This window comes from Gammaproteobacteria bacterium, assembly GCA_013816845.1.
GTDB lineage: Bacteria > Pseudomonadota > Gammaproteobacteria > DSM-16500 > DSM-16500 > Aquicella.
Genome location: JACDDU010000003.1, coordinates 425866 through 446690 on the forward strand (window position 1 = coordinate 425866; position 20825 = coordinate 446690).

Annotated in this window: 22 protein-coding genes and 1 tRNA gene; 13 read left to right on the forward strand and 10 right to left on the reverse strand. The window is 40.7% G+C overall.

Translation table 11 applies throughout. The annotated features are described in order from the left end of the window. Positions 1–78 precede the first annotated feature (78 nt). On the forward strand, positions 79–330 hold the full coding sequence (locus H0W64_07940; GenBank protein MBA3661642.1) for a phosphoesterase: 252 nt from the start codon (positions 79–81) through the stop codon (positions 328–330). 2 nt (positions 331–332) lie between these two features. Here H0W64_07940 and H0W64_07945 read toward each other — a convergent pair whose 3' ends face one another. The 6 genes from H0W64_07945 to H0W64_07970 all read right to left on the reverse strand — a co-directional run bounded on the left by H0W64_07945 (position 333) and on the right by H0W64_07970 (position 3597). After that, complete coding sequence (locus H0W64_07945) at positions 333–653, reverse strand: type IV secretion protein IcmS (protein ID MBA3661643.1); 321 nt, start codon at positions 651–653, stop codon at positions 333–335. Between the two features lie 56 nt (positions 654–709). Then, positions 710–1699 carry an NAD(P)-dependent glycerol-3-phosphate dehydrogenase gene (locus tag H0W64_07950; GenBank protein MBA3661644.1) on the reverse strand — a complete coding sequence of 330 codons (990 nt, stop codon included), beginning with the start codon at positions 1697–1699 and terminating at the stop codon, positions 710–712. A gap of 12 nt (positions 1700–1711) precedes the next feature. Next, positions 1712–2200: a protein-export chaperone SecB gene (gene secB, locus H0W64_07955; GenBank protein ID MBA3661645.1), complete on the reverse strand. Its 489-nt coding sequence runs from the start codon at positions 2198–2200 to the stop codon at positions 1712–1714. A gap of 20 nt (positions 2201–2220) precedes the next feature. Then, positions 2221–2475, reverse strand: coding sequence for a glutaredoxin 3 (gene grxC, locus H0W64_07960; GenBank protein MBA3661646.1), 255 nt, complete (start codon positions 2473–2475; stop codon positions 2221–2223). Positions 2476–2478: 3 nt separating this feature from the next. After that, a complete protein-coding gene (locus H0W64_07965; GenBank protein MBA3661647.1) occupies positions 2479–2901 on the reverse strand; it encodes a rhodanese-like domain-containing protein in 423 nt (140 codons plus the stop codon). Between the two features lie 84 nt (positions 2902–2985). Further along, complete coding sequence (locus H0W64_07970) at positions 2986–3597, reverse strand: ComF family protein (GenBank protein MBA3661648.1); 612 nt, start codon at positions 3595–3597, stop codon at positions 2986–2988. A 106-nt stretch (positions 3598–3703) separates the two neighbouring features. On the opposite strand from H0W64_07970, the gene H0W64_07975 reads away from it, so the two are divergent. Further along, entirely contained in the window at positions 3704–4486 is a 783-nt protein-coding gene (locus H0W64_07975; protein ID MBA3661649.1) for a methyltransferase domain-containing protein, read from the forward strand. An 81-nt stretch (positions 4487–4567) separates the two neighbouring features. On the opposite strand, the gene H0W64_07980 is transcribed toward H0W64_07975, so the two are convergent. Next, positions 4568–7381: a hypothetical protein gene (locus tag H0W64_07980; protein MBA3661650.1), complete on the reverse strand. Its 2814-nt coding sequence runs from the start codon at positions 7379–7381 to the stop codon at positions 4568–4570. Positions 7382–7545: 164 nt separating this feature from the next. Here H0W64_07980 and H0W64_07985 point away from each other — a divergent pair, with 164 nt between their 5' ends. Continuing rightward, the gene (locus H0W64_07985) at positions 7546–8466 is read left to right on the forward strand and encodes a hypothetical protein (GenBank protein ID MBA3661651.1); all 921 of its coding nucleotides are present in this window, start codon (positions 7546–7548) and stop codon (positions 8464–8466) included. A gap of 28 nt (positions 8467–8494) precedes the next feature. Beyond that, positions 8495–9637 carry an N-acetylglucosamine-6-phosphate deacetylase gene (nagA, locus tag H0W64_07990; GenBank protein ID MBA3661652.1) on the forward strand — a complete coding sequence of 381 codons (1143 nt, stop codon included), beginning with the start codon at positions 8495–8497 and terminating at the stop codon, positions 9635–9637. Between the two features lie 5 nt (positions 9638–9642). On the opposite strand, the gene H0W64_07995 is transcribed toward nagA, so the two are convergent. Continuing rightward, entirely contained in the window at positions 9643–11775 is a 2133-nt protein-coding gene (locus tag H0W64_07995; protein MBA3661653.1) for a RelA/SpoT family protein, read from the reverse strand. Positions 11776–11927: 152 nt separating this feature from the next. Between H0W64_07995 and H0W64_08000 the strand changes: the two genes are divergently transcribed. Together H0W64_08000 and H0W64_08005 are read left to right on the forward strand one after the other, a co-directional pair. Beyond that, positions 11928–12290 (forward strand): hypothetical protein, encoded by a 363-nt coding sequence (locus H0W64_08000; protein ID MBA3661654.1) that lies wholly within the window; start codon positions 11928–11930, stop codon positions 12288–12290. Positions 12291–12431: 141 nt separating this feature from the next. After that, positions 12432–12815, forward strand: a complete 384-nt coding sequence (locus tag H0W64_08005) for a RidA family protein (GenBank protein ID MBA3661655.1) — start codon at positions 12432–12434, stop codon at positions 12813–12815. A 41-nt stretch (positions 12816–12856) separates the two neighbouring features. Here H0W64_08005 and H0W64_08010 read toward each other — a convergent pair whose 3' ends face one another. Further along, complete coding sequence (locus H0W64_08010; protein MBA3661656.1) at positions 12857–14287, reverse strand: S41 family peptidase; 1431 nt, start codon at positions 14285–14287, stop codon at positions 12857–12859. A 53-nt stretch (positions 14288–14340) separates the two neighbouring features. Next, positions 14341–15885, reverse strand: a complete 1545-nt coding sequence (locus H0W64_08015; protein ID MBA3661657.1) for a 2,3-bisphosphoglycerate-independent phosphoglycerate mutase — start codon at positions 15883–15885, stop codon at positions 14341–14343. Positions 15886–16044: 159 nt separating this feature from the next. On the opposite strand from H0W64_08015, the gene H0W64_08020 reads away from it, so the two are divergent. The 7 genes from H0W64_08020 to xth all read left to right on the forward strand — a co-directional run bounded on the left by H0W64_08020 (position 16045) and on the right by xth (position 20806). Beyond that, complete coding sequence (locus H0W64_08020; protein ID MBA3661658.1) at positions 16045–16893, forward strand: VacJ family lipoprotein; 849 nt, start codon at positions 16045–16047, stop codon at positions 16891–16893. 28 nt (positions 16894–16921) lie between these two features. Continuing rightward, positions 16922–17206, forward strand: coding sequence for a hypothetical protein (locus H0W64_08025; protein MBA3661659.1), 285 nt, complete (start codon positions 16922–16924; stop codon positions 17204–17206). 94 nt (positions 17207–17300) lie between these two features. Then, positions 17301–17876, forward strand: coding sequence for a type IVB secretion system protein IcmQ (icmQ, locus tag H0W64_08030; protein MBA3661660.1), 576 nt, complete (start codon positions 17301–17303; stop codon positions 17874–17876). Between the two features lie 56 nt (positions 17877–17932). Further along, positions 17933–18003: transfer RNA gene (locus tag H0W64_08035), tRNA-Gly, on the forward strand. Between the two features lie 24 nt (positions 18004–18027). Further along, on the forward strand, positions 18028–18885 hold the full coding sequence (locus tag H0W64_08040) for a carbonic anhydrase family protein (protein ID MBA3661661.1): 858 nt from the start codon (positions 18028–18030) through the stop codon (positions 18883–18885). Between the two features lie 20 nt (positions 18886–18905). Next, positions 18906–20033 (forward strand): AsmA family protein, encoded by a 1128-nt coding sequence (locus H0W64_08045; GenBank protein ID MBA3661662.1) that lies wholly within the window; start codon positions 18906–18908, stop codon positions 20031–20033. After that, positions 20033–20806, forward strand: a complete 774-nt coding sequence (gene xth / locus H0W64_08050; GenBank protein MBA3661663.1) for an exodeoxyribonuclease III — start codon at positions 20033–20035, stop codon at positions 20804–20806. Before H0W64_08045 ends, xth begins: the two co-directional genes overlap by 1 nt. Positions 20807–20825 lie beyond the last annotated feature (19 nt).

A 20825-nucleotide genomic window follows, 5' to 3' on the forward strand; every position in this document is an offset into this window, starting at 1 on the left:
TTTTGGTTAGCAAAGCACGCAACTGCCTTGAAGGGGCTAGGAAATCGACTGTCAAAGTCTATACTTAAGTAAAAGAGGATGGCAATTATGGCTCACTGGCGCGATTCAGCAAGGAATGTTCGCTTCTTTTTCATTGATTTTAGAGCGACTTTTCCTTTATTAATTTTGCTTTTTCATATTCGAATATGGACCTTTTTATTTGCCATTCTGGCTACTTTATTTTTTACAATGTTAGAGCGGTTTGGTTTTACGCCTGGCGTTTTTCTTCGCTGGTTACGAGCTTATGTAGCAGGTCCACGCAAAATCGCACAACCGTGGTGGAAAAATTAGAATCAATCATACATCAGTTGATCGAGGGCTGTTGCATCGCCCCGCGGTGTGCCGCGCATTAATTCATTTAATACATCAATTAAGCAAAGTAGTCTTAAAACGTTAGGCGTAATGTCGTCAAAAATAACCTTTACCCCTAAGGCCGAACCTTCTGCTTCTTCAAAGGTTACGCCAATGCCGTAACCAAGACAAAGCGAGGAGAGTTGATCAGCACGGCGCGCAATGCCGGCTAATAACCCTGTATGGGAGAAAACTTCATCCATGGTCATGGGTCGACCGTTAAGGCTGTAATTGCCGTTTAGTAAACGGGCAACTTTAATCATTTGCTGTGATATATCTAATTGAGCCATAGAGAACCATTCTATTGCAAAAGCATGAACTAGCCAATGGCTGCAAACCATGCCGCAAAAGCAGGTCGAACTTCAATTTCGCTTTGCAAAATTGCTACAACCATTTCACAGAGTGGCATGCGGAGTTGGTGCCTGGAAGCAAGTTTAACCAATGAAGCAGCGTTTTGTTTGCCTTCAACCGCTTGACCAATTTCTCGCTCGGCTTTTTCGACAGTATTGCCTTGACCCAGGGCTTTACCAAAACGACGATTACGTGATAAATCATCGAGGCTGGTGAGAATTAAATCGCCTATGCCGGATAGGCCCGTAAAGGTTTCTTCTTTGCCGCCCAATACGACCCCGAGCCGAATAATTTCTTGAAAACCAAAAGTAAGTAAGGCGCTTCGGGCATTTGCACCCAAATTTAAACCGTCGCTCATCCCGACTGCTAAGGCAATTACATTCTTTCCTATGCCGCCCATTTCAACCCCGATAAGATCATCAGAAAGGGTCGTACGGAATATAGGACTGGTAAAACGATTTTTAAGCTGTTGCAAATAAGTCATATCAGTTGAAGCTAAGACAACTGCAGTTGGTAAGCCTTGTGCAACTTCTTTTGCAAACGAAGGACCAGAAAGGGCAGCAAAAATAATTTCGTTCCCTAAAATGTCTGACGCTACATGATTGAGAAGTTGACCACTTTGAGCATCAATACCTTTCGTTGCGCAAATGAAATGGTGATGTGGTTTAAGGTGAGGTTTAAGTAATTCTAACGTATGACGAAAACCAACTGAAGGGATGACAATTAAAATATCATCCACTTCATGAATAGCCGTTGCTAAATCATCAGTCGGTTTAATTTCAGCAGAAAACGCAAAGTCAGGTAAATACCGCTGATTCATCCTATCTTGGTTAAGTGCTTTAATTTCAGCGGGATCAATGCTCCATAGATGGACGATTTGTCCAAGCCTTGCAAGGTATAAGGCAAGCGCGGTACCCCACGCGCCTGCACCTAAAATTGCAATCGGCTTATGCTGCATGAGGCTTTATCCTTAATTTACATTTTGTGCAGTAGAAGAACCTTTACCAGCGGCTCCTTCGCCTTCTTGCTTTTCCATGTGTTGGGCATACAACGCATCAAAATTAACAGGCGCAAGAATCAGTTGAGGGAAACCGCCGCGGACGACGATGTCAGAAACAACTTCGCGGGCATAAGGGAATAAAATATTAGGACAAAAACTTCCTAACATTTGATGTAATTGATCATTAGGAAAACCATTGATCATGAAAACGCCAGCTTGATGAACTTCAATTAAAAAGGCAGTTTTATTGCCGGTGCTAACAGTGGCGGTGATGGATAAAACGACTTCATGTAAATTATCTTGAATACGATTACTTTTTGTTTCTAAGTTTAATGAAACTTCAGGTTTCCATTCTTCAGAAAAAGTATGCGGCGTATTCGGTGCTTCGAAAGAAATATCTTTAACGAAAATACGTTGAATTTCAAATTGTGGTTGTGTTTCGTTCGCGTTTTGTTCCATGGGACTGCCCTTTTTAACTATTATTGTAAAAGTTCATTGAGTTTGCCTGATTTGGATAAGGCGATAAGATCATCATAGCCGCCAATGCTTTGCCCATTAATAAAGATTTGAGGCACAGTGCGACGATTGTTAGATAACCGCAACATTTCATCACGTTTGTCTGCATCAAGGTCAATGCGAATTTCTTCAAACGAAATGTTTTTTTCAGTAAAAAATTCTTTTGCCATGTCGCAATAAGGACAATGTGCTTTACTGTAAATGATAACTTTAGGCATGATTTATTCCTTTATAATTGGCATTTGCGCATCTTGCCATGCACGCATTCCGCCTGCTAAAGAGAACGCATTATAACCTTGTTTTTTTAAAGAAGCGGCTACTTTCTGGGATGCTTTGCCCAATCCGCAAACAATAATAAAAGGATTTGATTTGAAGCGAGCTAGTTTCTTAGCATTTTTTTCAAAATCCTGAGGCATAATATTTTGCGCATTAATAATATGACCCTTGCGAAAGTTTTCAGCGGAGCGAACATCAATGACTTGCGCTTGCTGATGGTTCATCATTTGTGTCGCTTGAATGGGAGTAAGCGAGTTAAGTTTTTGTTTCGCTCGTAATAATTCTATAACCATGCTTAAAGCGAGAACAACAAATAAAGCGCTCACAAGTAGAGGGTGATTGCTCATAAATAGGGTAATATCTTGCATTTTCTAACCTCAAAAGCGTCATCAATCAAAAGTGGCTGGGCAAAAGATTGCTACTGTAGCGAGTCTTCCTTCATTCGGCAACCCTTAGCGTCTTGCAACACTCCAAACATGAATTGATTTAGCCCCTTTTAATTTTAAGACGCGGCAGCAAGCGCGGAGGGTTTCAGTGGTGGTAATAATATCATCTAGTACAGCAATGGTTAAATTGTGGTAATGACTACGGGCAAGAAAAGCGCGCGCCACATTCGCTCGTCTTGCGCGTGCTTTAAGAAAAGTTTGCGGTTGGGTCGCTTTATGGCGAATCAATCCCGTAAGATCGAGTGGGATTTTAAGTTGTTTACTGACTGGGCGCGCAATTTCAAGCGCTTGATTAAACCCGCGTTTTTTTAATCGATCTTGATGTAAAGGCATGGGAATGATGAGGTCAGGCAGGGCTAATTGGTGATACCAAGATAAACGTATTTTTTGGGTTAACAGTTCCCCAAAAAGTTGCGCATGATGGAGTGCTCCTGAAAATTTTAATGCCATAAGTAGCAAGGCGATGGGCTCTTCATATGGAAAAAGGGTAAAAGCGTGATCGAAAGGCGGGGGATTAGATAAACAGGTTCCGCAATGTTGCGATTGAATCTTATTTGGTAAAATTTGCGCACATTGCGGACATGCTTGCGCTACAATAGGCAAATTTTTATAACACATTAGACAAAGACTAGATTGGGTATGGGTAAAACTTGCGCATAAAAGACAAGTGCGAGGCAGGTGAATTACGTTTCTCATACCCTGAATGAAGTGAGAGAAAGACTGAATGAAAAACATCGTGTGGTCTCCTGATCAATACCAAGCAGCCAATGTTTTAGCACGCGCTGCCGGTGATGAAATGTGTGAACGGTTAGAATTAATAAAAATTAAGCCAAGGTTTGTATTAGATGTGGGATGTGGTACGGGAGAAATTTCGGGAAAGCTTGCATCGCGCTTTAAAGAAGCAAACATTATTGCACTTGATCACACCCCTGCCATGTTAAATAAAGCTAAAGAAGATGCAAGATTAAAATGCATTGAAAGTGATGGCACTCAATTGCCTTTCAAAAATGCAAGTATCGACATTATTTTCGCTAATTTTTTTCTTCCTTGGCAAACCAATATGGTTGCAACCATTAAAGAATGGCGGCGGGTTTTACATCCAGACGGTTTGTTAATGTTTACCGCTTTAGGTCCCGATACTTTACTTGAGTGGCGGGAAGTCATTCATCCCAAGGATTTACCTGAGTTGATGGATATGCATGATTTAGGGGATGCTCTACTGCATGAGGGATTTTTAGATCCTATTTTAGATATTGATCACTATACACTTGCCTACCGAGATCAAAAGAAACTGATCAGTGAGTTATGTGCAACGGGGATGTGGGCTATTGATGTCGCATCCGTAGAAAAAGGTATGCAAGGCCGCATTTTGCCTTTGGAGATTTCTTACGAACTTATTTATGGCCATGCTTTCGGTGCGCCCATCCGCAATGATACCGATCCACAGGTACAGCGTGTCCCGCTTTCCACCTTACGTGCGCAACTTAAGCAAGGTCGAGACGCTTGATTGATGCAATAGCATCGCCCCTATGCGATGCGAGACGTTAGGTGTAACTACTTCACGTCTCACATCGATCGCAGTCCATTTTTATGGTGAGTAGGATGGCGAAGTTGGGGGTGAAGCAGTTTCCATAGCAGAGCGTTGCGACAAGTCGGCATTCATCTCTATTCGTGGTGATAAAACTGCCGCGCTACGAGCGTTAGGCAAACTTGGAATCTCCAGATCATTAATATTATCTAGATTGGAATCTCGATGTGGTGCCGTTTGGGTGGGCCATTGCTTCTGTAGTTTCTGATGAATACTTTTTGTACTAAATATTTTACCTTTGCGATGTTCGCTAAGGTTAGGATTATTAGATTCCCATGACCCCGAAGCTTCTTGCCCAGTGGGCGGTACGAAAGGCAAAATCGATGAGGGGTTATGTTTAGCCCTCAAACGGGATACGACTTCCTCCGCTGCAGCACCTATTGTTGCTGCCATGAGTCCTATGATGGTTAATCCGATTATTGCACCTGACGTCGAACTCATTCCGATGCCGACTACGCCAGCACCGGCTGCAACGCCTCCGCCGATGGCTCCTAAAATCGCAGCAGGTCCTACTCCCATTGTGGCGCAACCCAATACGACTAAACTCCCAATAACGATGGCTGACGTAAGTCCAAAGAGCGCGCCCTTTAAGATTTTTTTACCACGGCGCGCCCAGAATCCCGGCAATTCACCTTTTGCAGCAGGGTGTTCTAAAACTTCCTGCTCATCCTTCTTGGCTGATCCATTTTTAGCTTCGTTAAGCGCCGCGAGGCGTCTTAGAGTTAGGTCTTTAAAAGTTTTAAGTGACTCGGTGTATTCTACCAAGTCCTTTTGGGTACCTGTTGCTAAATCGATTCGCTCCAAGGTAATGTCACGCGTCGGAAAATTTTGAAAGATGGTCGTGAGTGCATTTTGAGCTTGCTGATATTGCTTAAAATAAGATGCAATTTCTTTATCATCTTTAAACTCTTCTATCTCCTGTAACGTTTTTTCAGAGAAAATGAGATCACGATATTTTTTTTGCGAAGTTTCTAGAAGTAGATTTAATTCTTTTAAAACAAGTCGATGTTGAATAGCAACATTTAGCACTTTCGCCTGATTTTCCAATTCAGCCTCACGCTTTATTAATACTTGTTCACTGATTTTTATTTGAGCCAAATCGTTTTTTAAAACACTATTCTCAGGGTGTGGGTCAACGCTTAAGGTTGGGGATAACGTTAAGATATCTTTTTTGCATTGAGAGTAGTTGTTAATGAGTGGGCAGAGCAGAGGATCATTTTCATATTGGCGAATTTGTTTATCATTTGAATCAAGAAAGTAATTGGAGTTTAAACGGACTTTTTGGGCAGCCAATTTTTCATTAAACTGTGCAAGCGACTTTTGTTTTTGTTGAATTAAAAACTCATTCTCAATGGTATTAAATAAATCTTGGCCCAATTTTAATTGATTATGTAAAGTTTGAGTTTGGGTGCGGAGTCTCTCTAATTGATGAGTCTCATCTTGGTAGATACCTAGTTGCACAGCGCGGGATGTTTTGAGCGTTTCTCCTTTTTTTGATTTGAGGGGTAAAGATTTAGCCGCTAAAATTTCAGTTGTTATAAGCTTTGCAAAATGATATTGATCTTGCAAATCTTTCGTTAAACCTGACAAATAAACACTAAAGGCATCGCTCTTTAAATCAAACAGGTGATCATGAAATTTAAATTCAAAAGAAGATGAATCCTCATTGAGCGCCTTCATCTCTTTAAATTGATTAAATATAGTTTTAATGTAACTTTCAGCTTCTGTTTTTAAAACAGCGAGAGCGGAAAGTTTATCTTCTGATTCAACACGCGATTTGAGTAGAAAAAATTCTTTGTCTGTTTGAAACCTTGCTCGCAAACCTCGAAATTGACTTTGGATGGAATTCATTAAGATTTTTTCTTCGCTAAAATCGAGATTTTGAAATTGTAAATAGGATTGATGTTGCAGAATTTTATCGGCAAGTGTTACTTCATTTGTTTGTGGCGCCAAATGCAAATAAGCTTTTAAATTGAGATCCCACGATGGGGCAACTGCCGTAGTAATTTTCTGAGCATTTTGTTGATGTTGTTCATAGAGCGGGGTGAAATCGGCACGTAATTTCTCAGCGAGGCGTTCCGCTACATGACTTTTTACACTAAAGTGTTCGTCAAACTGGGCTAATTTACCTCGAACAATGACTTCGATTTTTGTTTTGACGAAATCCAATAATTTTTTATCGATCGCTGCATCATTAAATAAATTACTGGTAATCAGCGCGATATTATTTCGTGCTTGATTAAGGGTCGTGTAATGATCAATCTGATCTAAAAATTCTTGTAATTTGGCAAAGTCTTTACAATCACTTTGGATGGTAAAAGGATCGCATATTGTTTTGAGAGGAATGCGTGCGGACGGTTCTTTTTCTTCGATCCGTTCGGTCTTGGGTTGGGGTTCGATTGGTACGACGGTTTCTTTTTTTTGTAGTTGCTGGAAAGTATCATTAAGAACAGAAAAAAAGTTGTGATTACTAGGATGGCAGTAACTAGGAAGATCATTATTCTTTATGGATTGTAACCTGACAGTAGACTTGTCATTTTCAAGGGTTACCAAGGGTAAAATGACGACCTTGATTTCACCTGTTTCATCGCCCAATAAAACTTTAAATTCTTCTGCTGAAGCTGATAGTAACCGATACAAATAAAAAGAATGTTCGCGTGAGGCATGACTTAATAAATGACCAATCTTTATGTATGTTTCTTGAGCATCATATTTTTTTGTTGCATCGTTTGTGCTAAAAAAATCTGGATTAGCATAAATCTCTTGGTCCTTGGAGGTGGGGGTTTCGCGTATCATTAACCTTGTTGTAGTCATTTACAACCTCGTTTGAAAAAGAATAAAAGAAATTTTTATTTAATTTTTACTTAACAAATTTTTTTGTACTTTACCAGCAAAAAAAAAATTAGTAATTTTTTTTTGCAAGCGATTCAGGTTGAGCAGATAATGTTGTTTCAAAACTAAGCAAGCTGAGTTAGATAATGAAACAATTTTTTATAGGTATAGATGGGGGCGCCTCCAAGACTATTGTGAGGGTCGAAGATGACGCGGGGAATTTAATCGCGCGATCCCAAGGGGGATCTGCGAGCATTCGAATTTCTATCTTGGAGGCTTGGCGAACTATTCATGAAACTTTACTAAGTGCGTTTCGCACGCTGGAAATGCCCTGGCCTAATCATGAACATGCTTTTCATTGCGGATTAGGCTTGGCAGGGTTTGAAATTCACGCAGCGCGTATGGATTTTCTTGCCGTTAAACATCCCTTTGCCACACTCGCGTTGACCTCTGACGCCCACATTGCGTGTTTGGGCGCACATCTTGGGCATGATGGCGCCATTATTATTGTGGGGACGGGTTCGGTTGGTTTTCAAATTGAAGATCACATCGAAACGAAAGTTGGAGGTTGGGGTTTTCCGCACGATGATGAAGGAAGTGGGGCATGGTTAGGATTAGAAGCAGTTAAGCATACGGTTAGAACTTATGATGGAAGAGTTGCGCCTTCTTTGCTTAGCCAATCGATTTTGAATTTTTTCGAACAGGATTATGCTAATTTAATTAACTGGGCCAATGCGGCAAATTCAACTGGATTTGCAACTCTTGCACCACTTATCTTGGCTGCACAAGAGCAAGGGTGTCTTGCAGCCCAAGGTCTTTTAGAGAACGCTGGTGAACAACTTTATTTAATTGCGCAAGCTTTGGAAGCAAAACGCGTTAATACCCAGCACGTACTACCTTGTTCTTTATTGGGTGGCTTGGCTCAAAAAATTAAACCATTTTTGCCTGATCCATTACGACAAAATTTAATTGATCCCGCGCAATCTCCCGATCAAGGCGCTATCTTATTTATCCGCGAGCACGTTCTGCAAAAGGAGCTATCAACTGGATACCAAATTAACACTTAATTTAGAAAGCGAATCACCCCGTATTATTTTGTCAGGACCACAAATTTTATCTACAGGCCAATGGATTAAAAATCAAGCTATCGTCATCGAGGCAGGTAGAATTGCCGCAATCATTCCTGCCGCGATGCTTAAGCATCATTTTCCGGCGCAGCACATTGAATTTCCAAGCCATTACTTTCTCACGCCTGGCCTTATTGATATTCATCTCCATGGCGCAAATGGACACGATGTGATGGATGCGAATGAAGAAGCTTGGCACGGAATTAGCTTAGCTTTAGCAAAAGAAGGTGTAACAAGTTTTCTTGCAACAACCATGACAGCTGAGCCTGACAAAATTACAAACGTTTTGAAGTTTGCAGCCGGACTAAAAAAATTACCCGGTGCACAATGCATCGGTATTCACCTTGAGGGACCCTTTATTGCGAACGCCAAACGGGGTGCGCAACGTGATGTTACTGTATTTCCAGATATTGATTTATTTGAACAGTTGCAATTAGCTGCTGCCAATCAAATTAAAATTGTCACACTCGCACCAGAATTACCGGGCGCTATACCTTTTATTAAAATGTTAAAAAATAATAATGTCATTGCATCGATTGGACATACTTTTGCAACTTATGAAGAAACTGAAGCTGCTATTCAGGCAGGCGCGACACAGGCGACGCATCTTTTCAATGCGATGCGTGCTTTGCATCAGCGGGAGCCAGGCCCTGTACCTGCTTTATTACTGGCAAAAAATATTTATGCTGAAATAATTGTTGATGGACATCATTTGCATCCTGCTATAGTTGATTTAGTTTACCAATTAAAACAAAAAAACTCGTTAATCCTCGTAACTGATAGTATGCGGGCAAAATGCATGCCCGACGGCAATTATGAGTTAGGCGGTCAAACGGTAACGCTCACGAATCAGCGCGTCACTTTAGCGGATAACACTTTAGCGGGTAGCGTGCTTACGTTGCCTGAAGCCATCATCAATATGGTTAAGTTTACGCAATGTGGTTTTGAAGATGCTATTCAAATGTGTACGCTTAATCCAGCCAGCGTCTTAAAGTGGGATCATCGAATCGGGATAATTGACAAAGGCTATGATGCAGATTTAGTTGTGTTTGATGATCAGTTCGGAGTGGCCGCTACGATGGTGAAAGGAAAATTTGTTTACCAACATTAAATGGGCTAGTTATTTGGCTTACTTCGCCATACGCGTGAAACATCTTTACGTTTGCGAATTTTGCGCAGAACGCGGGCAAGATGTCGACGGTTACGAACTGCGATGGTTGCATCCACATGAAAGTGGTTACAGTCAGTTTCTTGCGCACGAATATGTTCTATATTAGATTCCGCCTCTGAAATGGCGAGGGTTAAGGCAGCAAGACTTCCACGCCGATTGACTAAATCCACTTTTAAATCCACTGAAAAATCACCTTCAATGTTTTCTTCCCATAAAAGTGCGACGTATTTATCATTATGATGATGAAATTTGACAAGGTTAGTGCATTGCACCATGTGCACTTCAATGCCTTGCCCAATCTTTACTAATCCTGCAATTTGATCACCGGGGATAGGATGACAACATTTGGCATAAGCGACTGATAATCCTTCTGTGCCGCGAATAACGAGTGGGTGCGTTTCGGGTTCAATAATATCTTTTTTGGTAATGTCGCCTAAGGATTTTGCAATTTGTTTTGCCACTAATAAAGCAGGTCGATTGCCGATGCCTACTTCTTCATATAAATGACTTATCGAATCTAAACGTGAATTTTTAACAATGGAACCAAGCACCCCTTCAGTTACGCGACTGAGTGGCAAACCATAGGGATGCAATGCTTTATCAACTAAACGTTTGCCAAGGGCCATGGATTCTTCACGCTGCTGTTTTTTGAGGAAATGCTTGATCTTACTGCGTGCTTTGCCGGTCACAATAAAGTTTAACCAGGCAGGGTTGGGCCTCGCACCCGGAGCTGTAATAATTTCAACTTGTTGACCACTAATAAGAGGCGTTGAAAGCGGTAAAAGTCGTTTATCTAATCGAACTGCAACACAAGTATTACCAATGTCTGAATGAATGGTATAGGCAAAATCAACGGGTGTTGCTCCTGCTGGCAGCTCAATAATTTGTCCTCGGGGGGTGAAAACATAAACTTCATCAGGAAATAAATCAATTTTGACATTTTCAATAAACTCTAAAGAATTTTTAGAGCTTTTATCCATTTCTAAAATACCTTTTAACCATTCGCGTGCGCGTGATTGAGCATCGTTAAAAACTTTCTTTTCTGTTTTATAAAGCCAATGCGCAGCAATACCATTCACTGCGGTTTTATGCATTTCTTCCGTACGGATTTGGATTTCAATCGGTACGCCGTAAGGACCAAACAAAGTGGTATGCAATGATTGATAGCCATTTGCTTTCGGTATGGCAATGTAATCTTTGAAACGATGCGCAATGGGCTTGTAGAGATTATGAAGAACGCCTAACACGCGATAACATGTATCAACTTTGTCAACGATAATACGAAAACCATACACATCCATAATTTCTGAAAACGAAAGATGTTTTTCACTCATTTTTTTGTAAATACTATATAAGTGTTTACCCCGACCAGACATCGTCACGGAGGGGATATTATTTTTTTTCAAACTATCGTTAATTTGATTGTTGATCATTTCCATGATTTCTTGACGATTACCCCGTGCTTTAGCAACCGCGTCTTGTAAAATTTTAAAACGTAATGGATAGAGGGAGGCGAAACATAAATCTTCCAATTCTACACGGAAAGCATGCATCCCGAGACGGTTAGCAATGGGGGCAAAAATTTCTAAAGTCTCAAGCGCCTTACGTCGTCGTTTTTCAGGCGGTAAACCTTGTAAGGTGCGCATGTTGTGCAGACGATCACATAATTTTACAAGAATGACACGGATGTCACTTGCCATCGCCATAACCATTTTCCGAAAATTTTCCGCTTGCGCTTGCGCATAATTTTCAAAGTGAATTTGGGTAAGCTTTGTTACGCCATCGACAAGATCGGCGACTTCTTTTCCAAACCGTTGTTCAATTTCATCTTCATTGACCGGGGTATCTTCTACAACGTCATGCAAAATGGCGGCTACAATAGTTTGGGGATCCATGCGCATTTGGGCTAGAATTTGGGCAACAGCAATCGGGTGCGTGATATAAGGTTCCCCGGTATATCGCGTTTGGGTGCCATGGGCTTCTTTTGCAAAATGATAAGCTTTCTCAATTTCTGTGACTTGCTCATGGCTAAGGTATTGATTTATTACATTACGTAAAGCCTCGAAAGTGCTCCCCACCTCATGTGTCCTCAATCTAATTTTATAAGCATTTGTTTTCTCTCTTTATTATGGAGGGTGTCCAAAGTATTGGCCACTGAAACATTTAACTTTAAAAGTAACGAATTGATTTATACTATGAGCGTTACCATTGAATGATTTAAGGAGGATGTATGAGAAGCGGAAAAAGTGGCTGTTTATGTCCACTCTCATTGGGACTTGCTTTAGGGATAACGTTGGCACTTTCATTTTTTTGTGGTGCTGTCTGGATGCTTTATCACGGTGTTCCCCCTTTATTTGCTACGCAAATAACAACCCCATTTACTTGGCCTGATGTATTTGTGTTTACGCTTATCGGCTTAGTTAAAGGTTTTATTTTCGGTGTTGTCCTAGCATTATTTTATGATCTATTTTATTGTATGACGTCATCACGTTGCAGAAAGGGTGGATGTGAATGTGGTCCAGCTTGCAAATGTAATGGATCATGTAGCTGCTGCGGTGCTACGACTAACTCTGTGGATATTGATCGTAGATAATGAAAGTTTGAAAGGTAGACCTAACCCTATCTCTCTACAAGTGATAACCTTGATTAAGCACTCTACAAATCAAGGTTTAAATTATTGCCAAGCCTTGATTTGTTTTTCTTCAATCAAGGCTATCCATCTTAGAGTATCAAAATGAATACCAAAAAAATTATCTTTACTGAGGGCGCGCCACGTGCAATTGGCCCTTATTCGCAAGCTGTACAATGTGGAAATACTGTTTACCTTTCCGGTCAAATTCCTTTGGATCCCATGACCATGAAAGTAGTAGAAGGTCATGTGCAAAACCAGGCATTGCAAGTTTTTAAAAATTTAAAAGCAGTATGCGAAGCGGCAGGGGGAGATTTATCTTCAATTGCGAAGCTCACCATTTTTCTTGTTGATCTTTCTCACTTCAATACTGTGAATGAAGTGATGGGTGAATTTTTTAAAGAACCTTATCCTGCGCGCTCGACCATTCAAGTTACAGCTTTACCGAAAGCTGTGCTTATTGAAATTGAAGCCATCATGGTGGTGTAAATCACAATGGGCAAGGATGAATTAGCCTCGCCCCGTGACTGTTAGTTTTTGGCAGTGATAGGGGCGGGACGTTGGTTCAGCGTATACATCGTCCGTAAAATGTTGAGCGCCTCAAAAAGTTGAAAGTCTTCCCGCGCTAAAATCATATCGTTTTGTGAGGTTAGGGTTGTTTTAGTTGTTACAACTTCTGCGCCTTGAAGATGATTTTTTAATTGATATTCTTTGATCGGTTCAATCATCGACAAATCTTCATCATTATTTGTTTTAACGACTTTCAAATCTTCAATCTGTACATCCGGTATGATGCCGATATTTTGAATCACGCGTCCTGAGGGCGTGTGATAAAGTGCGGTAGTTAATTTCAAAGCATGGGCTTTATCAAGGGGAATGACTGTTTGTACTGAGCCTTTACCAAAGCTTGTTGTACCTACAATGATGGCACGACGATAGTCTTGTAAAGCGCCTGCGACAATTTCAGACGCGGATGCGGAGCCACCGTTAATCAAAACGACCATCGGTGCACCTTCTAAAATATCTTCACCGGTTGCTTTCGCACTATATTGGGCTTCTGGTAAACGTCCTTCGGTGTAAACAATATTATCTTTAAATTTACCTTTTAAGTCTTTGCTTTCTAAAAAATTATTAGTGACTTGTACGGCTGTTTCAAGTAATCCACCTGGATTATTACGTAAATCAAGGATTAGACCTTGCAAGCGACCATGGTTAAGTGTTTTTAAGTTGAGAATGGCATCATGCATTAATCGGGAAGTCGGTTCTTGGAATTGTGTTATACGAATGTAACCATAATTTCCATCCAACATTTTACTTTTGACACTTGCGATTTGAATCACTTGACGCACTAGCTTAAAAGTTAGGGGAAGCTTTTCACCCTTGCGCAAGGCAGAGAGGGTTACTAACGTACCAGCTTTACCACGCATTTTCTCTACTGCTTCTTGCAAATTCATTTCACTAACCAATTTGCCATCGATGGCAACGATGTAATCTCCGGCTTTAACACCGGCTCGTGCAGCGGGCGTATCATCAATGGGCGAAACAATTTTTAAAATGCCATATTCTGGGGTGACTTCAATGCCTACACCGCCAAATTCACCACTGGTTGTCATTAATAATGATTTGTAAGCTTCATCGTCTAAATATTCCGAGTGAGGATCAAGCCCACTCACCATGCCGCGAATAGCATCGTCAAGCAACGCGCGATCACCAATGGATTGAACATAAAAATCTTTGATTAAAACGATCGTATTCGTAAATCGATTGATATCATCATCGCTGACCGGTTGGTTTTTTTCATTTTTAACTTGCGGTTTGATTGGGGTTTCGGCGGCTTTAGCAAATTGAGATGCAATGGCTGCTGGAAGTTGTTTCAGTGTTAAAGTTGTTTGGGCAAAAGTAGGAGAAATAACTAACAGGGAAACACAAATCGAAGCGATAAACGACTGCATGCTGTTCATGAGAAGTGCCCACCGTTTAGAATTACTTTAAGTATATCACCTCCACCTTGGCTTTATACCAGCTCAATCAAAGGCTTTCCTGTCATTTCGACAGGAATGGGCTGGTCTAATAAATACAACATTGTTGGTGCAATATCAGATAATTTGCCATCTTTCTTCACAATTTTAGCGGGACGACCGAGAAAGATAAAAGGGACCGGATCTGTCGTGTGGGCCGTATGTGGTTGATTCGTTTTAAGATCAAACATTTGCTCCGCATTGCCATGATCAGCCGTAATAATCATTTCACCACCCATTTTTTCTACTGCACGGGCGATGTCACCAAGACATGTATCGATGACTTCGATGGCTTTGACAGTCGCTGGGAAATTACCAGTGTGTCCAACCATATCAGGATTGGCAAAATTGCAAATAATCACATCAAAATGGTGTGACTCAATCGCTTCGATTAATTTCTTAGTAAGTAAGGGGGCGCTCATTTCAGGTTGCAAATCGTAAGTAGCGACTTTGGGCGAAGGGACCAATACTCTTTCTTCGAGAGGGAAAGGTTTTTCAATGCCACCGTTAAAGAAGAAAGTAACATGCGCATACTTTTCGGTTTCTGCAATGCGTAACTGCCTAAGCCCTGCATCACTAATGCATTCAGCTAAAAGATTATTAAGTGGGATAGGCGGATACGCTACGGGTAAATCAAAGCGTTGATCATAGGTTGATAAGCAAACATATTCTCCAAAATTGATTATTTTGTTTCTTTTAAAGTGCTTAAATTGAGGGTCAGTTAGGGCTTCTGTTAATTCGCGCGCTCGGTCAGCACGGAAGTTCATAAAGATAACGACGTCGCCTTCTTTTATAGGAGAGGCAATACCGTTTTTTGAAACGATCGTTGCTTGAACAAATTCATCATTTTCTCCTCGCGCATAAGCTTGTTCTAAACCTACTGCTGCGGTGTCCGCATGATAGGCTGCTTGACCGTCAATGAGTAATTTGTAAGCTGCTTCAATGCGTTCCCATCGATGGTCCCTATCCATAGCATAATAACGTCCAATGAGAGAAGCGATGTGACCGCATCCGGTTTCTTCTAAAAGCGCATCTAACCGTTGTAAAGAGACGAGTGCACTTTGTGGCGGTGTGTCGCGGCCGTCTAAAAAAGGATGCAAGTAAAGGTTAGAAAGATCTAACGATACGGCTAATTGGTGTAGTGCAAACCAGTGCATTTCATGACTATGAACACCGCCTGGTGAAAAAAGACCCAGGACATGCACCGCTTTTTGATTGTTTTTAGCAAGTTTTAATGCATCAACAAGTACTTTATTCTGAAAAAAATCACCCGTTTCAATTTCTAAGTCAATGCGAGTGAGGTCCTGGTGCACAATGCGTCCAGCGCCCATATTAAGATGGCCAACTTCGGAATTTCCCATTTGATTTTGAGGTAATCCGACCGCTAAACCGGCGCCCGCTAGTGTAGTGTGCGGCGCTTTGCTTAAAAAATTTCCCCAATTTGGTTTTCGAGCCGCAGTAATGGCATTATCAGGCGTGTTTTCGCGATCCCCCCAACCATCAAGAATGATGAGGACCAAAGGACGTGATTGAGCGCTCATTCGTGTCTCTTTGTTTTAAACATGGCGGTGGGTGGCATTGTAAATCACATTCTCTTTAACGTCTAAGCATATTGCCGCTTTAAACATTGCGACCCCCTTGCAGCAATTGTCTTTCCGTTATAACGTAAACTTTACTTCAAGGGTCAAGATGAGATCAATATGAGCCATTATAAGCTGCAAGCAAGAGGATGCGCATGGGTCAGCGTTTTTATGCTGAGTTTATGTCTATCAAGCGTAAGCTTTGCTGAATATTCAGATCAACCCATCGATGATCAAGTTTCTGATCCGTTAGAAAAAGTAAATCGCGCAACCTTTGGTTTCAATGATGGGATTGACCGCTTTTTTATAAAACCCATTGCGACTTTATACAATAAAATTATGCCAAAACCACTCAATCAAGGCATAACGAATGTTTTTTTTAATTTAGGCACTGTGACTACCATTGCTAATGATTTTCTTCAACTTCATTGGTACCAAATGTTGAATGACACTTGGCGATTGGGAATCAATACAACACTCGGTCTGGGCGGATTGATCGATGTTGGCTCTCGCGTGGGTCTAGATCCTTATGCCACTGATTTTGGCATCACACTGGCGCGTTGGGGATGGCGAAAATCAAGCTACATGGTTTGGCCCCTCTTTGGTCCAAGTACCTTCCGTGAAGGCGTAGAAATTCCTGTGGATTACTATTTATTCTCTGTTTACCCCTACATCAAACCGACGGGCACGCGCTATGGTGTCTACGGTTTAGGCGTTATTGATCGACGTGCTCAATTACTAAAATTTCAGTCCGTTTTTGACGAAGCAGCTATTGATAAATATGTTTTTGTTCGAAATGCTTTCATGCAAAGAAGAAATTATCAAATTAAAGAAAATGAACAATTAGGATTTATCACCAAAGGAAAACTTGGCGTAACGCCCGTGACGGGGGATAACGACGGTCATTCTATTGAAATAGATGATGATACAGGAAATTCATTTGAGCCAACTGCCGCACTAACCGATTAGATTGATTTGTACTACGGATACCTATGCTATGCTAAGAAGTGAGAATTATCCCCATCGAGCAGGAATAGTCGTTGTTATGAGTGATATGGCTCTCATCTTAGCATCGGTTAAAACGGCACTTCAGGAAATTGCAAAACAAAGTGCGGCTTTAGGTATCGGTTTGCAAAATGCAGCGCCGGGGGATCCATCTGGAACGCCAAATAATTCAGTACAATATCTTTTGACGACTTCTGAGAGTCTCGCCAAAATGGCTAAAGATTGCGATAAACTTTTATTACTCATCCAAGGTCACGAGGATGAGTTAAAAGAATAGTTTGATAGCAATTTATTCAAAAATAATAGACACCTTTGTTATATAACTGTTAACACGCAACTACTATAATTGCCTTAAATAGAAAGTGGTCCCTATGGCTGACGATAAAAATAAAAAAGAAGCACTACTCGAGTTGGTCCGTCAAACAATCGCAAAAGATGAAGCCTTAAGAGAAGAGTTTCAGGTAGGTAATAAATTTCGCTTTATCCGGGATAGGCTTATTGCTTTGCAAGCCAATTTGGAAGAAAATTTAGCCGCACTCGAAAAGCAAGAAAAAAAATGGGATGAAGCAATCGAAACGCATGAAGCACTTGTTTATATTTATTTATACAATGCTCAGGGACAATTATTTTCCACTTGGCAAAAGATGGTGACACCCTCGGTTTTTTACGAATATAGTGTAAACCGACCGGTCTACAGTACCAAAGCTGACGTTGATGCTTTTATCCGAAGTAAATCTAACAAATCCCATCATGGCTATCTTACTATCGCTGTGAATCAAGCGGATATTTTAAATCCCATTGCAGTTCCTGCTCAAGATACCATTGGTCAAACATTGATTCGGGTGCGTGAAGGCGCGTTTAATGTCAAAAAAGTTGTGACATTTACGCATAATAATCATGAATTTTATTTAAATGAAGATGCTGAGCTTGTTAGAAAGCCTTCATAATTCATAAAAGTCAACTTTGCTAATAGCTAAAATTCCTCCTACAATACGTTCCAATCGCGGGTGTAGTTCAATGGTAGAACGGGAGCTTCCCAAGCTCTTAACGTGGGTTCGATTCCCATCACCCGCTTATCATAGCTAAGAGGGAAATCGGATGCTTTCACATTTATACAAAATAATGGGCGTAAGCCTTGTGCTGAGCGTAGTTCTCAATGCCGGTGTTTATGCTGAAAATGATGCAGCAGTTAAAATAAAATGGGGCTATAAAGGTAATATTGGACCTTCACGTTGGGCGGAGCTTGATCCTCAGTTTGCTTTATGTGGAAAAGGTAAGCAGCAATCACCCATCAACATTATTGAAAAAAATAGTGCAGCAAAAAGTGACCTTCAAATTAATTACACATCTGCGCCCCTCGACATTGGTATTAATGACACGACCAAGCTTCAAATTGGTAAAATATCCACATTATTTCAAGACGGTCATGGTATCGAAGTTAACTTTCCTGCCGACTTGATTGAAAATATCGTCATTAATAATGAAACTTATCAGTTAATTGAATTTCATATTCATACTCCTAGTGAAAATACTTGGCATGGGCAATCCTTTCCAGCGGAAATTCATTTTGTTCATCAAGGACCCAATGGAAAAGTAGCCGTATTAGGCGTATTTGCTAAAGGGGGAGAGGAGAGTGAAGAAATGCAAATCGTAGTGGATAACATTCCCCATGATCAAGGACAAAGTCATTTAATTCCAGGTAAGAGTATTAATCCTGCGGATTTGTTGCCTGCCAATAAACGCCATTATCGTTTTCAAGGTTCCTTAACGACACCACCTTGCTCGGAGGGATTACAGTGGTTTGTATTTGCAGAACCCATTACTATTTCGCCCGCACAAATTGCGCGTTTGCGCCATGCAGTAGGAGGTAGCAACGCAAGGCCTGTGCAGCCATTGAATGGCCGCAGCATTTACAGCATAGCTGAAAGTAAGCAATCACCCGTTCAGTCTGACTAAGCTAAATAAGGAGTTTTTCTGTGAAAATTTTGCGTGTTATTGGCATTATCGTTTTAGCAATCGTGTTGTTATGTGTGCTGCTTGTCATTGGTGCGAAATTATGGATCAATCCCAATAAACTTAAACCGCGCATTGAAGCAGAAGTAAGAAAAAATACCGGTTTAGTTTTAAAAATTGATGGTGATTTAGCTTGGACTTTTTATCCAGTTATGGGAATGAGTGCGCCTCACCTTACTTTAAGTTTACCCAAAGCCACACCGTTTGTTGAATTTAATCATGTCGTCATTAAAACAAGTTTAGCGCAACTTTTTAATCGCCAAGTTTATTCCGGCGAATTAAAAATCGGCGCAACGACACTTGATCGTTTGCGTTTATCGAATGCAAGCGTTGGCTTTAAAATCAGTCAAGGCAGGTTAACACTCGCACCTATTAAAGCATCGCTCTATAACGGCGCATTAAGTGGTTCTATTGAAGCGAATAATTTTAATACCATGCCTAAATGGAATTGGAATTTACAAGCAAGAGCTGTGCAATTGAAACCCCTTCTCATCGATGTAAATGGAGAAAATAGTAAAATACAAATTTCAGGATTAGGAAATATTAATCTGAAAGCCACAAGCATTGGTACGAATCGTTTGCAATTTATTCAAAACTTGCAAGGTCAAACAAATGTCAATGTTGAACAGGGAAAACTTGAAGGTGTTAATCTTAATTACTTAATTCAAACTGCCGACGCTTTGTTAAATCGTCAAGCTGTAGGCAATGAGCCGACCACTGCTAATGAAACTGTTTTTGATCGGTTAACTGGCACAGGTTTAATTCAAAATGGTCTCATTACTACCAAAGATTTAACATTAGCTGCTAAAACTTTTACGGCTCAAGCGCAAGGTAACATCAGCCTATTGTTAGATACTTTGCAATTTCACTTACAAATTGCCAGCACGAATGTTCTTAAATCGCAATGGACTATTCCAGTTGCTGTGACCGGAAGAATATCTCAACCCACAGTCCAAGTAGATTTAGATTCTTTACAAAAATTACTAGTGAGTGACGGAGTCGATAAATTAAAAGAATCCGCTTACGAAAAAATTAAAACCAGAGTTTCTCCCCAAGCACAGCAACTGTTACAAAACATGTTGAGTCGATAATGTTTCGAGTGGTGACTTTAAATTTAAATGGTATTCGAGCCGCAGCCCGCAAGGGCTGCTTTAAATGGTTAGCGTCGACCCAAGCCGATGTAATTTGTGTGCAAGAATTAAAAGCGGTCGAAGCTGACATGTTGGCTGAATTTCAATTAGAAGGGTATGAATCTTATTTTCATTATGCAACGAAAAAGGGTTACAGCGGGGTAGGGATTTATACGCGCCATAAGCCTTTAGAAGTAGTATATGGTTTGGGATTTGATCATGCCGATACAGAAGGACGATATGTTGCAATTAATTTAGGAAAATTATGGGTTGCTTCGCTTTATATGCCTTCTGGCACATCAGGTTTTGAAAGGCAAGCGGTTAAGTTTAAATTTTTAGAACAATATGCGAGCCATTTAGGTTCGTTGCTCACTGCCAAAGCGGAATATATTATTTGTGGTGATTGGAATATTGCACATCAAAAAATTGATTTAAAAAATTGGCGTGGTAATCAAAAGCATTCGGGTTTTTTACCTGAAGAACGGGCTTGGCTCGACACTTTATTTGGTGAAATCGGATTTGTCGATGCGTTTAGGCTAGTCAATGATTTACCTGAGCAATATACCTGGTGGTCAAATCGCGGCCAAGCGTGGGATAAAAATGTCGGTTGGCGGATTGATTATCAAATAATCACACCTGGTTTAAAAGATAAGGTTAGGTCTGCAGCTATTTATAAAGATGAGCGTTTTTCTGATCATGCCCCGCTCCTCATGGACTATGATATTCTTATTTAAGAATTTTTTAAGACTTAAG

Coding starts and splice junctions, on each gene's coding strand:
- H0W64_07940 (MBA3661642.1), top strand. CDS start 79: ATGGCAATTATGGCTCACTGGCGCGATTCAGCAAGGAATGTTCGCTTC.
- H0W64_07945 (MBA3661643.1), bottom strand. CDS start 653: ATGATTAAAGTTGCCCGTTTACTAAACGGCAATTACAGCCTTAACGGT.
- H0W64_07950 (MBA3661644.1), bottom strand. CDS start 1,699: ATGCAGCATAAGCCGATTGCAATTTTAGGTGCAGGCGCGTGGGGTACC.
- secB (MBA3661645.1), bottom strand. CDS start 2,200: ATGGAACAAAACGCGAACGAAACACAACCACAATTTGAAATTCAACGT.
- grxC (MBA3661646.1), bottom strand. CDS start 2,475: ATGCCTAAAGTTATCATTTACAGTAAAGCACATTGTCCTTATTGCGAC.
- H0W64_07965 (MBA3661647.1), bottom strand. CDS start 2,901: ATGCAAGATATTACCCTATTTATGAGCAATCACCCTCTACTTGTGAGC.
- H0W64_07970 (MBA3661648.1), bottom strand. CDS start 3,597: ATGTGTTATAAAAATTTGCCTATTGTAGCGCAAGCATGTCCGCAATGT.
- H0W64_07975 (MBA3661649.1), top strand. CDS start 3,704: ATGAAAAACATCGTGTGGTCTCCTGATCAATACCAAGCAGCCAATGTT.
- H0W64_07980 (MBA3661650.1), bottom strand. CDS start 7,381: ATGACTACAACAAGGTTAATGATACGCGAAACCCCCACCTCCAAGGAC.
- H0W64_07985 (MBA3661651.1), top strand. CDS start 7,546: ATGAAACAATTTTTTATAGGTATAGATGGGGGCGCCTCCAAGACTATT.
- H0W64_08000 (MBA3661654.1), top strand. CDS start 11,928: ATGAGAAGCGGAAAAAGTGGCTGTTTATGTCCACTCTCATTGGGACTT.
- H0W64_08005 (MBA3661655.1), top strand. CDS start 12,432: ATGAATACCAAAAAAATTATCTTTACTGAGGGCGCGCCACGTGCAATT.
- H0W64_08010 (MBA3661656.1), bottom strand. CDS start 14,287: ATGAACAGCATGCAGTCGTTTATCGCTTCGATTTGTGTTTCCCTGTTA.
- H0W64_08015 (MBA3661657.1), bottom strand. CDS start 15,885: ATGAGCGCTCAATCACGTCCTTTGGTCCTCATCATTCTTGATGGTTGG.
- H0W64_08020 (MBA3661658.1), top strand. CDS start 16,045: ATGAGCCATTATAAGCTGCAAGCAAGAGGATGCGCATGGGTCAGCGTT.
- H0W64_08025 (MBA3661659.1), top strand. CDS start 16,922: ATGCTAAGAAGTGAGAATTATCCCCATCGAGCAGGAATAGTCGTTGTT.
- icmQ (MBA3661660.1), top strand. CDS start 17,301: ATGGCTGACGATAAAAATAAAAAAGAAGCACTACTCGAGTTGGTCCGT.
- H0W64_08040 (MBA3661661.1), top strand. CDS start 18,028: ATGCTTTCACATTTATACAAAATAATGGGCGTAAGCCTTGTGCTGAGC.
- xth (MBA3661663.1), top strand. CDS start 20,033: ATGTTTCGAGTGGTGACTTTAAATTTAAATGGTATTCGAGCCGCAGCC.